Below are 12,665 nucleotides of genomic sequence, written 5' to 3' on the forward strand. Positions count from 1 at the left end.
CGGCTATGTCCCGTCCGGGCGTTCCCCAAGTGTAACGTCGCCTCCGTGCGGCGGATGGAGAGACCGAAGTGCAGTATTCCCGTATCGCCGGCACCGGCAGCTACCTGCCTGCCCGTATCCTTAGCAATGCCGAGCTGGCTCAGCAGGTCGAGACCAGTGATGAGTGGATCGTCAGCCGTACCGGCATCCGTGAGCGTCGTATTGCAGCGCCGGATGAGCTGACTAGCGATCTGGCGCTCAAGGCCAGCCTCGCCGCCATGGAGATGGCGGGTGTCACGGCCGACGAGATTGATCTGATCATCGTCGCCACCACCACGCCGGATGTGGTGTTCCCTGGCACCGCCTGCATCCTGCAGGACAAGCTCGGCGTGCATGGCTGCCCCGCCTTTGACGTGCAGGCGGTCTGCGCCGGTTTTGTCTATGCGCTCGCCACGGCGGACCAGTTTGTACGTGGTGGCATGGCCAAAACGGCATTGGTGGTTGGTGCCGAAGTCTTTTCCCGCATTCTGGACTGGGAGGATCGGGCCACCTGCGTGCTGTTCGGTGACGGTGCTGGCGCCGTGGTGCTCAAGGCATCCGACGAGCCGGGCATCATCACCACCAAGCTCAAGGCGGATGGCCGCTACCGGCATATCCTGACCACGCCGGCCAGCATCATGCACGGTGACGTGCAAGGTAAGCCCTTCCTGCACATGGATGGCCCGGCGGTATTCAAGTTTGCGGTCAAGGCGTTGGCGGAGCTGGCCAGCGAAACGCTGGAGGCGGCTGGGTTGCCGCAGAGCGAGCTCAGCTGGCTGGTGCCGCATCAGGCCAATCTGCGCATTATCGAATCGACCGCCAAGCACCTGGGTCTTAGCATGGACAAGGTGGTGATTACGCTTGATCGGCACGGCAATACCTCGGCGGCCTCCATTCCGCTGGCGCTGGATGAGGCGGCCCGTGCGGGGCGCTTCAAGAAGGGTGAGCTGATGATGCTGGAAGGTATCGGCGGTGGCTTTGCCTGGGGCTCGGCGCTGCTGCGCTGGTAGGCGCTGGCGGGTCTTGTTCGTCAAACAAGCGCCTGCTTGCTAGTAGTTCTTGCGCATGAGGGGTACTATCCGCGCGCATTTTTCTATAACGTCGCCGAACTGCGGGAGGCCGTCATGTTCAAGCTATACGGTTCGCCGTTCTCGAACTACTACAACAAGGTCAAGCTGGCCTTGCTGGAAAAGGGTGTGTCCTTCGAGGAAGTGCCGGTAGCGCCGTCCCAGGACGCGTCCTACCTGCAACAATGCCCTACCGGCAAGGTGCCGTACTTCGAGGTGGAGGGTGGTCGCTTCTGCGAGTCGCAAGCTGCCCTGGAGTACCTGGAAGAGTGCTACTCGGATACGCCCTTGCTGCCTTCGGACCCGATCGCCCGTGCCAAGGTGCGCGAACTGATCCAGATTCTGGAGCAGGATGTCGAACTGGTTGCCCGCCGGTTGTTACCGCACGTGCTGTTTGGCGCGCCGGTGGCGGACGCCGTAAAGGATGAAGTCGCTCGCCAACTGGAGCGCGGCGTGGCGTCCCTGGGGCGGGTTGCCCAGTTTTCGCCTTGGATAGCCGGGGATCAATACACCCTGGCCGATTGCGCGGCCGCTGAGCATTTCCCGCTGATCAGCCGCATTGGTAGCAAGGTCTACGGCAGGGATTGGCTCGCCGCCTTGCCGATTGCCGACTATCTCGAACAACTGAAACATCGCCCTGCCTACGCTAAAGTGCGCGCCGATCAGGATGCAGCACGCGCAGCGCGGGGTTGAGACGGAGGAGTTATCGATGAGTTTTGCCTTTGTATTTCCAGGCCAGGGCTCCCAAGCCGTTGGCATGCTCAACGCCTTTGCGGAGCTGAAGGTCGTGCAGGACACCCTGCAGGAGGCGCGTGAAGCGCTGGGCTTCGATCTGGCTGCAATGATCGCCGCCGGCCCGGTGGAGGCTCTGAACGCCACCATCAACACGCAGCCGGCCATGCTGGTCGCCGGCGTGGCAACCTACCGCGCCTGGCTGGCACAGGGCGGTCGTCAGCCGGATCTGCTCGCAGGCCACAGCCTGGGTGAATACTCGGCACTGGTGGCTGCGGGTGCGCTTGATTTCAAGGATGCGATCAAGCTGGTGCGCCTGCGTGCCGAGGCCATGCAGGCCGCGGTGCCCGAGGGGCAGGGCGGCATGGCCGCCATCCTGGGCCTGGATGACGATGCCATCCGCGCCGCCTGTGCCGAAGCCGCGCAGGGCGAGGTGGTCGAGGCGGTGAACTTCAATTCGCCGGGCCAGGTCGTGATTGCCGGTAGCAAGGATGCCGTGGCCCGCGCCTGCGAGGCCTGTAAAGCCCGTGGCGCCAAGCGCGCCTTGCCCTTGCCGGTGTCCGTGCCGTCCCATTGCGCCCTGATGAAGCCGGCGGCCGAAAAGCTTGCCGCAGCGTTGGCGCAGGTCGAGATCAAGACGCCGACGATCGCCGTCATCCATAACGCTGACGTCGCAGCCTATACCGACGCCTCGCAGATCAAGGACGCCCTGGCGCGCCAGCTGTACAGCCCGGTACGCTGGGTGGAAACCATCCAGAAGCTGTCTGCCGACGGTGTCAGCGTGGTGGCCGAATGTGGCCCTGGCAAGGTGCTGGCCGGCCTGAACAAGCGCATCGTCGATGGCTTGCAGGCGGTGGCGCTGACCGAGCCGGCCGCGTTCGATACGCTCAAGGCCATGCTGTGAATCGTGTGATCCTGGCGTTCCAGCGCATGCGCTGGATGGACAGGGTGTTCGTGCCGGTGGCCCTGTTGCTGGCCATCAGCCGCATTGCAGACGGCCTGCAGGGCGGGCCGGTCTGGTCCTTGTCGGCTGGTGCGGGGTTTGGCCTGTATGCGCTGGGTCGATTGGGGCAGTACATGGACGCCGACTTCAGTACCGCCAGGGGCTGGCCGCTGGGCTTGCAGATGGCAGGCGGCGGCTTGTGGCTTGCGTCGCTGATCTGGCGTTTTGCGATCGAATGATTTTTGAGTAAGGGAGACGACGTATGTCCCTGCAGGGCAAAGTAGCATTGGTGACAGGTGCATCGCGCGGCATAGGCCGGGCGATTGCCGAGACGCTCGCACGTGACGGGGCGATCGTGATCGGCACCGCGACCAGCGAGACGGGGGCGGAGGCGATCTCCAGCTACCTGAAGGAGCAGGGTTTCAATGGCATCGGGCTGGCGCTCGACGTCAACGACACCGCCGCGGTGGATGCGGCGCTCGAGACGGTGGAGAAGGCCTACGGCCCGGTGCTGGTGCTGGTCAACAATGCCGGCATTACCCGTGACCAGTTGCTGATGCGCATGAAGGAAGAGGATTGGGATGCCGTCATGGATACCAACCTGCGCTCGGTCTACCGCCTGTCGAAAGCCGTTCTGCGTGGCATGATGAAGGCCCGCTGGGGGCGCATCATCAGCATCGCCTCGGTCGTTGGGGCGTCCGGTTCTGCTGGTCAGACCAACTACGCGGCCGCCAAGGCTGGCATGATGGGTTTCACCCGCTCTCTTGCACGCGAGGTGGGTAGCCGCAACATTACGGTTAACTGCGTTGCGCCAGGTTTTATCAATACCGACATGACCAAGAGCCTGGCGGACGACTACAAACAGAAGCTGTTGAGCCAGATTCCGCTTGAGCGGCTGGGTCAGCCGCAGGAGATCGCCGACGCGGTTTCCTTCCTTTCTGGTGACAAAGCCGCCTACGTGACGGGTAACACCCTGCACGTAAATGGTGGTATGTACATGAATTAATTAGGGAATTTACCCTTTTACTTGCGCGCCGTGTTTTTTGCTAAAATGCGGGCGCTTTTGACCATCCAACACGAAAGGTTTGGGTTCAAGAATGGAAAATATCGAACAACGCGTGAAGAAGATCGTCGCCGAGCAACTGGGCGTCAACGAAGCCGATATCAAGGCCGAATCGTCTTTTGTTGAAGACCTGGGCGCCGACTCCCTCGACACCGTTGAACTCGTGATGGCGCTCGAAGAAGAGTTCGAGTGCGAAATTCCGGATGAAGAAGCCGAAAAGATCACCACTGTTCAGCTGGCTATCGACTACGTCAAGGGTCACCTGGGCAAGTAAGTCGCAGTGAGCCAACCCTTGTTAGGCAAGGCTCTCTGGAATACGGGACCCCGACACGATGGCATCGTGGCGGGGTCTTGTTGCATCTGCCGGTCAATTTGATCGGTTGCTTGTTTGAGTCTCAGATTGATAGTGTTGTCACGCGGGCCGTTTAAGCTGCGCACTATCTGTCCTGATTAGGAACTTTCATGTCCAAACGCAGAGTTGTCGTTACTGGCCTGGGCCATATCTCTCCCGTTGGTAACGATGTCAGCACCGGCTGGGCCAACTTGCTGGCTGGCAAGAGTGGCATCGGCACTATTACCCGGTTTGATGCGAGCGACCTGGCTTGCCAGATCGCTGGTGAAGTGCGCGATTTCGATATCACCCAGTACATCTCGGCCAAAGACGCACGACGGATGGATCGCTTCATCCATTACGGCATAGCGGCCGCGCTGGATGCGATCAAGGACTCGGGCCTGGACGACGTGCCCGGTCTCGACAAGACCCGCGTGGGTGTCAATATCGGCTCCGGTATCGGTGGTCTGCCATTGATCGAGGAAACCGGTGTCGACCTGATGGAAGGCGGCCCCCGCAAGATCGGCCCCTTCTTCATCCCCGGTTCGCTGATCAACCTGATCGCGGGTCACGTGTCCATCATCAAGGGCTACCAGGGTCCAACCTACGGCATCGTGTCGGCCTGTACCACCGGTGCGCACTGCATTGGCGACGGTGCCCGCATGATCCAGTACGGCGACGCCGACATCATGGTGGCCGGTGGCTCCGAAGGCGCCATTGCGCGCCTCGGCATCGGTGGCTTTGCTGCCATGAAGGCCATGTCGACCCGCAATGACGATCCCGCCACGTCGTCCCGTCCCTGGGACAAGGGGCGCGATGGCTTTGTAATGGGCGAGGGTGCTGGCGTGCTGGTGCTCGAAGAGTACGAACATGCGGTCAAGCGCGGTGCCAAGATCTACGCCGAGCTGGCCGGCTTTGGCATGAGCTCCGACGCCTACCACATCACCGCACCGAGTGCAGAAGGCCCGGCCCGTGGCGTGGTCAACGCCTTGCGCGACGCCGGCATCAACGCCGACGAGGTCGACTACGTCAACGCGCATGGCACGTCGACCCCCCTGGGCGATGCCAACGAGACCAATGCCCTCAAGATAGCGTTTGGCGACCATGCGAAGAAACTGGCCGTCAATTCCACCAAGTCGATGACCGGCCACTTGCTGGGCGGCGCCGGTGGGGTGGAGGCCGTCTACTCGGTACTGGCCATTCGTGACCAGAAGAGCCCGCCGACGATCAATATCTTCGAGCAGGACATCGAGGCTGGCTGCGATCTCGACTACGTTGCCAATACGGCGCGTGACATGAAGATCAATGTGGCGATCTCCAACTCCTTCGGTTTTGGCGGTACCAACGGCACGCTGGTATTCAAACGCGTCTGATATCCGGGCTTGCCAAGAGAGACGCCGCGCGGGAGACTGCGCGGCGTTTATTTTGTCTGCTGCGCGATGCCTACCTTATCGCTTCCCACCACGCCAGATCTGCTGGCGCTGGCATCGGCCTACCCGGCCGATTTCCCCTACCTGCTGCTGTCGGCCGGCGATACCGGCTGGGATGTGCTGTTTGCCCTGCCGCAATCGGTGCGCATCTACGGCGCACATGAAGGCCAAGCCCTGTTCGATGATCTGGCCGCCATCGCGGTGGCGCCCCAGGCTGAGCCCTCAGGGCTGCCGTTCAGCGGTGGCTGGTTCACCTATCTAGGTTACGAATGGCTGGAGACGCTCGAGCACACCGTGGCCGCACGCGACGACCAGGCCTTTCCGCTGGGCCTGCTGGCCCGGGTCCCGGCGGCCATACTGCAGGAGCGCGGTACGGGTCGTAGCGTGCTGATGGCCGAGACACCGGCGCAGCTCGTCCGCCTGCAGCAGTTGCTGGCAGCCGTCCCCGAGTACGTCGGTGCGGCGATCACGCTGGCGGACCTGAGCGAAGATGACCCCGCCGCCTTCCTGGCGGGTACCTTGCGCTGCAAGGACTATATCCGCGAAGGTGATGTTTTCCAGGTCAATCTCTCGCGTGGCTGGGATGCCAGACTGGCCGATGGCGCCGGGCCGCTGGACCTGTTCGCGCAACTGCGAAGGGCCAATCCCGCTCCCTTCTCGGCCTATCTGGATTTTGGCAATGGCCAGGCCATCGTCAGCTCATCCCCCGAGCGCCTGGCGCGGATCGACCGCGCCGGCAAGGTGGAAACCCGGCCGATCGCCGGAACCCACCCGCGCTCGGCAGATCCGGCCGAGGATGCGCGGCAGAAGCAGCGCCTGATCGAATCCACCAAGGAGCGGGCCGAGCACATCATGCTGATCGACCTGGAGCGCAACGACCTTGGTCGTATTGCTGTACCAGGCACGGTCAAGGTCGATGCCCTGATGGATGTGACCAGCTACACCTATGTGCACCATATCGAATCCACTGTCAGTTGCCAGATCCGTCCCGGCCTGCACGTAGCGGACGTGGTGCGCGCGCTGTTTCCGGGCGGTACGATCACCGGTTGCCCCAAGGTGCGCTGCATGCAGATCATCCGTGAACTGGAGGACCGGCCGCGGCGGGCGTATACCGGCAGCCTGGGCTATATCAACCTGGATGGTTCCATGGACCTCAATATCCTGATCCGTACCTTCATGCAGGACGGTGACCGGCTGTATTTCCGGGCCGGCGCCGGCATCGTGGCGGATAGCGATCCAGAGCGCGAACTGAATGAGACGCGCGCCAAGGCCCGCGGCCTGTTGCGGGCGCTGGGGGTTGCGCAATAGAGTAGGGGTTTACAGACAAGAGGATGCGGCATGTCCCTGGTATCCCCCAAGCAAGCGTTGCTTGCCCCCATGCTGGCCGCTGGCATGACGCTGGCGGCCGGTGCTGAACCCATTGCCATCACCACCCCGCGCGGTGCTGCCCTGTCGGTGCTGCAGGACATACCGGAAGGGGCGGGGCCTTTTCCGGTTCTGATCCTGGCACCCGGCCAGGGATATCACATGCAGATGCCGTTGCTGGAGCGCCTGTCCGCGAGTTTGCGTGATCGCGGCGTCGCCGTGCTGCGCTTCAACTGGGCCTATTACACCCAACAACCCCAGCGCGGCGAGCCGGCGCAGGATCTCGCCACCGAGGTGGAAGACATGCAGGCTGTCCTGGGCCATGCCCGACAGGACGCCCGCTTTGATCCCAAGCGCATCATGGCTGGCGGCAAGTCGCTCGGCAGCCTGGTGACATGGCGCTTGCTGACGGCGGAGCCTGCCCTGAGTGGCGGACTATTGCTGACGCCAGTCTGCAGCAGCCAGGAGGATGGCGGCGTGGTGGTCGCGCAGATGAACAGTAACTATCCCGATCTTGCTGCCGAAGCCCGCCCGCTGGCGCTGATCGCCGGCGAGCAGGACCCCTATTGCTACAGTCCGGTGCTGTACCAGTACGCCGGTAGTGCCGGCCGCAGCGTTCGTGTCAGTGTGCTGGGCGGCAATCACAGCTTCCATGTCGGTGCTGTCGGGGACAAGGCCGCGGAGGCGCAGAGCGAGCGCAATATCGACCTCGCCGTGACGGTGGCGGCTGATTTCGTGCAGTCGGTGCTCATACCGTGAGCGACAGGCATGTCCTGGTGAATGGCCTTGGCCTGGATACGGTCAGCGTGACCGACCGGGGACTGGCCTATGGAGACGGTGTGTTCCGCACCCTCAAAGCCGTGGATGGTCGTTTACTGGCCTGGCCGCGCCACTATGCCAAACTGGCGGCCGATTGTTCGGTACTCGGCCTGTCCTGTCCGGCCGAGGCGGCCTGGCTGAACGATATCGCCCGGCTCGGTGCCGCCGATGCCGTGATCAAGCTGACCGTGACCCGCGGTCCCGGGCGGCGTGGCTATGCCTGCGATCCGGCGGCACCGGTCACTCGTATCGTGCAAAGCGGCCCCTTGCCAGCCTATGGCGATACCCTGCGGGCGCAAGGCGTGGCGGTCCGGCTATGCGACAGCCTGCTGGGCATCCAGCCTGCCCTGGCGGGCGTCAAGCACCTGAACCGGCTGGAGCAGGTGCTGGCGCGCCGCGAATGGGATGACCCCGCCCTGTTCGACGGGCTGATGTTCAACAGCCGGGACGAGGTGGTGGAGGGGGTGATGAGCAATCTCTTCATCGTTGAAGGCCAGCGCCTGCTGACCCACCCGCTGACCGATTGCGGCGTGGCCGGGGTCATGCGCAGCTTGCTGCTTGAGGTAGCCGAGCAGGCCGGACTGCGGCAGGAACTGACAAGTTTTGGCAGGGAGCGCTTGCTGGCGGCCGATGCCGTCCTGCTCAGCAATAGCCTGGCAGGTGTGGTGCCGGTGGCTACCCTGGGCGCTCGGCGATGGCAGGACTTCAGCCTGGCGCGGCAATTGCATGCAGCTATCGATTCGATCTCCCGCAAGGAAAGTCATCCATGCTCGGCCGCCTGATTCTGTTGTCTGTCCTGTCCGTCGCGGTAAGCGCCGCCAGCAAGCCCGCTCCCAAGCCGGAGCCCATCATCCTGCCGGATAAGTACACGCCGATCTTCTACGAGCACTTGCAGGGCAAGGAGCGTGAGCGCTGCGAGAAATATGTGGAAGAGCTGACCATCATGGAAAAGCGCAAACGCATGGGCATGGTGCAGCCTTGGGATAAGGAGAAGATGGAAAAGAAGCAGCTGAAGATCGCCGACGATTACGACAAATACTGCTTGCGACTGCAAAAATAACGTCTTTTGACGAAAATCAAAGCCGGCATGCTGCCGGCTTTGTTTATGTCCGGGCTTGCCACAAAGGTTAGAAATGTTTAAATTTCCAGAAAATACTGGAAATTGAACAAATGAATCTGACGCCGCTGGCCGAACGCTTTGTCCTGCACTTTGGTGAAATGGGCTCCCGCTGGGGGGTAAACCGTACCGTAGGGCAGATCTACGCGCTGCTCTTCATCAGCGGAAGACCGCTCTGTGCGGACGACATCGGTGAGACGCTGGCCTTCTCCCGCTCCAATGTCGGCATTGGCATCAAGGAGCTGCAAGCCTGGCGACTGGTGAAGCTGGTCCACCTGCCGGGAGACCGGCGCGACTACTTCGAGCCGCCCAAGGATGTCTGGGATATTTTCCGGGTGCTGATGGAAGAGCGTCGCCGCCGTGAGATCGAACCCACGCTCTCGATGCTGCGCGAGGCCTTGCTCGAAAATCCGGATAGCGAAGCGGACAAGATCGCACAGGCCCGCATGCGCGAGATGCATGGGCTGATCGAACTCACCACCGGTTGGCTGGATGACGTTCAGCGCCTGTCGCCGGAGACCGTCATCCGCCTGATGCAACTGGGTGCCAAGGTACAAAAGGTGCTCGAGTTTGCCGACAAGCTCAAGTTCGGCGGCCGCGATACCGACGGGGGCCTCTAGCCCATGCCGGAACAGCCTGCCTCTGCCGGTTCGCTCACTTGCCTCTGGCGTCGGCTTCGTAGCCGGCCCCGCCTGTGGCTGGAGCTGAGCCTGATCGTCTTTCTGAAAGTCCTGCTGCTCTATTTCGCCAAGCAGCTCTGGTTCAGCCAGCCACTGGCACCCCATATGCGGGTCGCGCCGGAGCGCATTGAGCAGCAGTTCTTCGGCGGCAAGTCCGCCCCTGTTTCACCTTCCCCGGAGCAAGCAAATGATCTCCCCCGATGACGTGGTCAACCTGTCGCGCCTGCAGTTCGCGCTGACGGCGATGTTCCACTTCCTGTTCGTACCGCTCACGCTGGGCCTGAGCTGGATACTGGTGATCTGCGAGGCGGTCTATGTTATGACCGGACAACAGGTCTACAAGGACATGACCCGTTTCTGGGGCAAGCTGTTCGGCATCAACTTCGCCATGGGCGTGGCCACCGGCCTCACGTTGGAATTCCAGTTCGGTACCAACTGGGCCTACTACTCTCACTATGTCGGCGATATCTTCGGCGTGCCGCTGGCCATCGAAGGCATCATGGCCTTCTTCCTGGAATCGACCTTCGTCGGTCTGTTCTTCTTTGGCTGGGACCGGTTGTCGCGGGTTAAGCACCTGATGGTGACTTCGCTGCTCGCGCTCGGCACCAACCTCTCTGCGCTGTGGATATTGATCGCCAATGGCTGGATGCAGAATCCGGTCGGGGCGGAGTTCAACTACCACACCATGCGCATGGAGCTGACCAGCCTGACCGAGGTGTTCTTCAATCCGGTCGCGCAGTCCAAGTTCGTGCACACGGTTGCGGCAGGCTATGTCTGTGGCGCCATGTTCGTGCTCGGCATCTCGGCTTTCTATCTGCTGAAGGCGCGCGATACCGGCTTCGCCATCCGTTCTTTTGCCGTGGCCGCGGGTTTCGGCTTGGCGTCGTCGCTGTCGGTGATCGTGCTCGGGGATGAGTCGGGCTACACCACCGGCGAAGTACAGAAGGTCAAGCTGGCCGCCATCGAGGCGGAGTGGGAAACCCATCCAGCCCCGGCCGGCATCACGCTGTTTGGTCTGCCCAACCAGAAGGAAGAGCGCACCGACTATGCCGTCAAGATTCCCTACGTGCTGGGGCTGATCGCCACCCGTAGCGTCGACAAGCCGGTGACGGGCATCAAGGATCTGAAGAAGGAACACGAGCTGCGCATCCGCAGCGGCATGGTGGCCTATGACGCCCTGACCCGCCTCAAGGCTGGCGACGAATCGGACGCCGTCAAACAGCAGTTTGAAGCACACAAGGCCGACCTGGGCTTTGGCCTCTTGCTCAAGAAGTACACCGCCAAGGTAGTGGATGCCAGCGAGACGCAGATTGCCCAGGCGGTGGAAGACACCATCCCCAATGTGGCGCCGCTGTTCTGGGCTTTCCGCATCATGGTCGGGCTGGGCATGCTGTTTCTGTTCGTCTTTGCAGCCAGCTTCTGGTTCCTGATCCGCAAGCGCCTGGCACCGCAGCGCTGGCTGCTCAAGCTGTGCGTACTGTCCATCCCGCTACCCTGGGTGGCGATCGAAATGGGCTGGTTCGTGGCCGAGCACGGCCGCCAGCCCTGGAGCATCAGTGGCATCCTGCCGACAGCCATGTCCGCCTCCAGTCTCGATGCCAGCCAGGTCTGGTTCAGCCTGATCGGCATCTGCAGCATCTACGCCGCCCTGTTCGTGGTCGAGATGTTCCTGATGCTCAAATACATCCGCCTGGGGCCAGCCAGCCTGTCTACCGGCCGCTATCACGGCGAAACCGCCGCCACGGCCCACGCCTGAGGAGATGACCATGCTCGACTATGAAACACTCAAGCTCATCTGGTGGGCGCTGGTGGCGGTGCTGCTGATCGGCTTCGCCCTGATGGATGGCTTCGACATGGGGGTGGCCATGCTGCTGCCCTTCGTCGGCCGCAATGACGAAGAACGCCGGGTCGCCATCAACGTGGTCGGCCCCACTTGGGAAGGCAACCAGGTCTGGCTGGTGCTCGGTGGCGGCGCTGTGTTCGCTGCCTGGCCGCTGGTCTATGCGGCCGGCTTCTCGGTGTTCTACATGGCGCTGGTCCTCACGCTTTGCGCGCTGTTCCTGCGCCCAGTCGGCTTCGATTATCGCAGCAAGCTGCCTGACCCGCGCTGGCGCAGCTTCTGGGACTGGGGCCTGTTCGTCGGCGGGCTGGTGCCTGCATTGGTATTCGGCGTGGCGATCGGCAACCTGTTCCTCGGCCTGCCCTTCAAGTTCGATGACAGTTTAAGGGTCAGTTACGGTGGCGGTCTCTGGCAGCAGCTCAATGTCTTCGGCCTGTTCTGCGGCGTGGTGTCGGCGACCCTGCTGGCACTCCACGGTGGCGCCTTGCTGGTCCTGCGGACAGAAGCCGCTGTCTGGCAGCGTAGCCGACGCTTTGTCACCTTCCTCGGTATCGTACTGGCCACCCTGTTCGCGCTGGGTGGTGTCTGGCTCGGTCGCATGGATGGTCTGGTGCTGGCTTCGGTCGGCAATGTGGATCAGGCACTCACGCCCTTCCAGAAAACCGTCTCGGTGGCCCCTGGTGGCTGGCTTGCCAATTATGGCCACTGGACCTGGTTATGGCTGCTCCCGACGGCTGGCATCGTCGCTGCGCTGTTTACCAGCCTTTCCGCCTGGCGCGGCTGGCGCTGGCCGAGCTTTCTGGCCAGCAGCACGACGGTGGTCAGCGTGCTGGCTACCGCCGGCCTGTCGCTGTTCCCCTTTGTCCTGCCATCCAGTCTCGATGCCCAGAGCAGCCTCACGGTCTGGGATGCCGTATCGAGCCACAAGACCCTGGGCGTGATGCTGATCGTGGTCGCGGTCTTCCTGCCCATCGTGCTGACCTACACCGCCTGGGTCTATCGCGTCATGCGTGGCCCGGTCACGGTCGAAGCCATCCGCCGCGATACGCATACCGCTTACTAGAAAGGACAGACCGATGTGGTACTTCACCTGGATATTGGGCCTGGGCCTGGCGCTCGCCTTCGGTGTGATCAACGTCATGTGGCTGGAGGCGCACTACGCCTTCGGTAGCCGCGACGAAGACGAAACCCGCCGCCGCTTCGAGCGCTTTCGCCGCTGAGCAGCTCCCAACAAAAAACGCAGCATATCGCTGCGTTTTT

The 12,665-nt window shown here is 62.4% G+C and carries 16 protein-coding genes; all 16 read left to right on the plus strand.

What is annotated here, in order from left to right:
• Window positions 1-68 precede the first annotated feature (68 nt).
• The 16 genes from ACYVHK_RS05555 to cydX all read left to right on the plus strand — a co-directional run bounded on the left by ACYVHK_RS05555 (window position 69) and on the right by cydX (window position 12,625).
• Window positions 69-1,028 (plus strand): beta-ketoacyl-ACP synthase III, encoded by a 960-nt coding sequence (locus ACYVHK_RS05555; protein ID WP_460528469.1) that lies wholly within the window; start codon window positions 69-71, stop codon window positions 1,026-1,028.
• Between the two features lie 114 nt (window positions 1,029-1,142).
• The gene (locus ACYVHK_RS05560; protein WP_460528472.1) at window positions 1,143-1,778 is read left to right on the plus strand and encodes a glutathione S-transferase family protein; all 636 of its coding nucleotides are present in this window, start codon (window positions 1,143-1,145) and stop codon (window positions 1,776-1,778) included.
• 16 nt (window positions 1,779-1,794) lie between these two features.
• Window positions 1,795-2,721, plus strand: coding sequence for an ACP S-malonyltransferase (gene fabD / locus ACYVHK_RS05565; protein WP_460528474.1), 927 nt, complete (start codon window positions 1,795-1,797; stop codon window positions 2,719-2,721).
• Window positions 2,718-2,999, plus strand: coding sequence for a hypothetical protein (locus ACYVHK_RS05570; RefSeq protein WP_460528476.1), 282 nt, complete (start codon window positions 2,718-2,720; stop codon window positions 2,997-2,999). Before fabD ends, ACYVHK_RS05570 begins: the two co-directional genes overlap by 4 nt.
• Window positions 3,000-3,022: 23 nt before the next feature.
• Window positions 3,023-3,766, plus strand: a complete 744-nt coding sequence (gene fabG / locus ACYVHK_RS05575) for a 3-oxoacyl-ACP reductase family protein (protein WP_460528478.1) — start codon at window positions 3,023-3,025, stop codon at window positions 3,764-3,766.
• A gap of 91 nt (window positions 3,767-3,857) precedes the next feature.
• Window positions 3,858-4,097, plus strand: coding sequence for an acyl carrier protein (acpP, locus tag ACYVHK_RS05580; RefSeq protein ID WP_331981653.1), 240 nt, complete (start codon window positions 3,858-3,860; stop codon window positions 4,095-4,097).
• 188 nt (window positions 4,098-4,285) lie between these two features.
• Entirely contained in the window at window positions 4,286-5,527 is a 1,242-nt protein-coding gene (gene fabF, locus ACYVHK_RS05585) for a beta-ketoacyl-ACP synthase II (protein WP_460528480.1), read from the plus strand.
• A gap of 66 nt (window positions 5,528-5,593) precedes the next feature.
• Window positions 5,594-6,892 (plus strand): aminodeoxychorismate synthase component I, encoded by a 1,299-nt coding sequence (locus ACYVHK_RS05590; RefSeq protein ID WP_460528482.1) that lies wholly within the window; start codon window positions 5,594-5,596, stop codon window positions 6,890-6,892.
• A gap of 30 nt (window positions 6,893-6,922) precedes the next feature.
• Entirely contained in the window at window positions 6,923-7,708 is a 786-nt protein-coding gene (locus ACYVHK_RS05595) for an alpha/beta hydrolase (protein WP_460528484.1), read from the plus strand.
• Window positions 7,705-8,550, plus strand: coding sequence for an aminotransferase class IV (gene pabC / locus ACYVHK_RS05600; protein ID WP_460528486.1), 846 nt, complete (start codon window positions 7,705-7,707; stop codon window positions 8,548-8,550). Before ACYVHK_RS05595 ends, pabC begins: the two co-directional genes overlap by 4 nt.
• Window positions 8,535-8,828 (plus strand): hypothetical protein, encoded by a 294-nt coding sequence (locus tag ACYVHK_RS05605; RefSeq protein WP_460528487.1) that lies wholly within the window; start codon window positions 8,535-8,537, stop codon window positions 8,826-8,828. Before pabC ends, ACYVHK_RS05605 begins: the two co-directional genes overlap by 16 nt.
• A gap of 110 nt (window positions 8,829-8,938) precedes the next feature.
• Window positions 8,939-9,505, plus strand: a complete 567-nt coding sequence (locus ACYVHK_RS05610; RefSeq protein ID WP_460528489.1) for a GbsR/MarR family transcriptional regulator — start codon at window positions 8,939-8,941, stop codon at window positions 9,503-9,505.
• A gap of 3 nt (window positions 9,506-9,508) precedes the next feature.
• A complete protein-coding gene (cydP, locus tag ACYVHK_RS05615) occupies window positions 9,509-9,769 on the plus strand; it encodes a cytochrome oxidase putative small subunit CydP (protein ID WP_460528491.1) in 261 nt (86 codons plus the stop codon).
• Complete coding sequence (locus ACYVHK_RS05620; protein WP_460528493.1) at window positions 9,753-11,321, plus strand: cytochrome ubiquinol oxidase subunit I; 1,569 nt, start codon at window positions 9,753-9,755, stop codon at window positions 11,319-11,321. The genes cydP and ACYVHK_RS05620 overlap by 17 nt, the downstream gene beginning before the upstream one ends.
• A gap of 10 nt (window positions 11,322-11,331) precedes the next feature.
• Entirely contained in the window at window positions 11,332-12,468 is a 1,137-nt protein-coding gene (gene cydB / locus ACYVHK_RS05625) for a cytochrome d ubiquinol oxidase subunit II (protein WP_460528495.1), read from the plus strand.
• A 13-nt stretch (window positions 12,469-12,481) separates the two neighbouring features.
• The gene (gene cydX / locus ACYVHK_RS05630; protein ID WP_460528497.1) at window positions 12,482-12,625 is read left to right on the plus strand and encodes a cytochrome bd-I oxidase subunit CydX; all 144 of its coding nucleotides are present in this window, start codon (window positions 12,482-12,484) and stop codon (window positions 12,623-12,625) included.
• The last annotated feature ends 40 nt before the right edge of the window (window positions 12,626-12,665 follow it).

Source organism: Chitinimonas naiadis (assembly GCF_054780835.1).

Coding starts and splice junctions, on each gene's coding strand:
- ACYVHK_RS05560 (WP_460528472.1), top strand. CDS start 1,143: ATGTTCAAGCTATACGGTTCGCCGTTCTCGAACTACTACAACAAGGTC.
- fabD (WP_460528474.1), top strand. CDS start 1,795: ATGAGTTTTGCCTTTGTATTTCCAGGCCAGGGCTCCCAAGCCGTTGGC.
- fabG (WP_460528478.1), top strand. CDS start 3,023: ATGTCCCTGCAGGGCAAAGTAGCATTGGTGACAGGTGCATCGCGCGGC.
- acpP (WP_331981653.1), top strand. CDS start 3,858: ATGGAAAATATCGAACAACGCGTGAAGAAGATCGTCGCCGAGCAACTG.
- fabF (WP_460528480.1), top strand. CDS start 4,286: ATGTCCAAACGCAGAGTTGTCGTTACTGGCCTGGGCCATATCTCTCCC.
- ACYVHK_RS05590 (WP_460528482.1), top strand. CDS start 5,594: ATGCCTACCTTATCGCTTCCCACCACGCCAGATCTGCTGGCGCTGGCA.
- ACYVHK_RS05595 (WP_460528484.1), top strand. CDS start 6,923: ATGTCCCTGGTATCCCCCAAGCAAGCGTTGCTTGCCCCCATGCTGGCC.
- ACYVHK_RS05605 (WP_460528487.1), top strand. CDS start 8,535: ATGCTCGGCCGCCTGATTCTGTTGTCTGTCCTGTCCGTCGCGGTAAGC.
- ACYVHK_RS05610 (WP_460528489.1), top strand. CDS start 8,939: ATGAATCTGACGCCGCTGGCCGAACGCTTTGTCCTGCACTTTGGTGAA.
- cydP (WP_460528491.1), top strand. CDS start 9,509: ATGCCGGAACAGCCTGCCTCTGCCGGTTCGCTCACTTGCCTCTGGCGT.
- ACYVHK_RS05620 (WP_460528493.1), top strand. CDS start 9,753: ATGATCTCCCCCGATGACGTGGTCAACCTGTCGCGCCTGCAGTTCGCG.
- cydB (WP_460528495.1), top strand. CDS start 11,332: ATGCTCGACTATGAAACACTCAAGCTCATCTGGTGGGCGCTGGTGGCG.
- cydX (WP_460528497.1), top strand. CDS start 12,482: ATGTGGTACTTCACCTGGATATTGGGCCTGGGCCTGGCGCTCGCCTTC.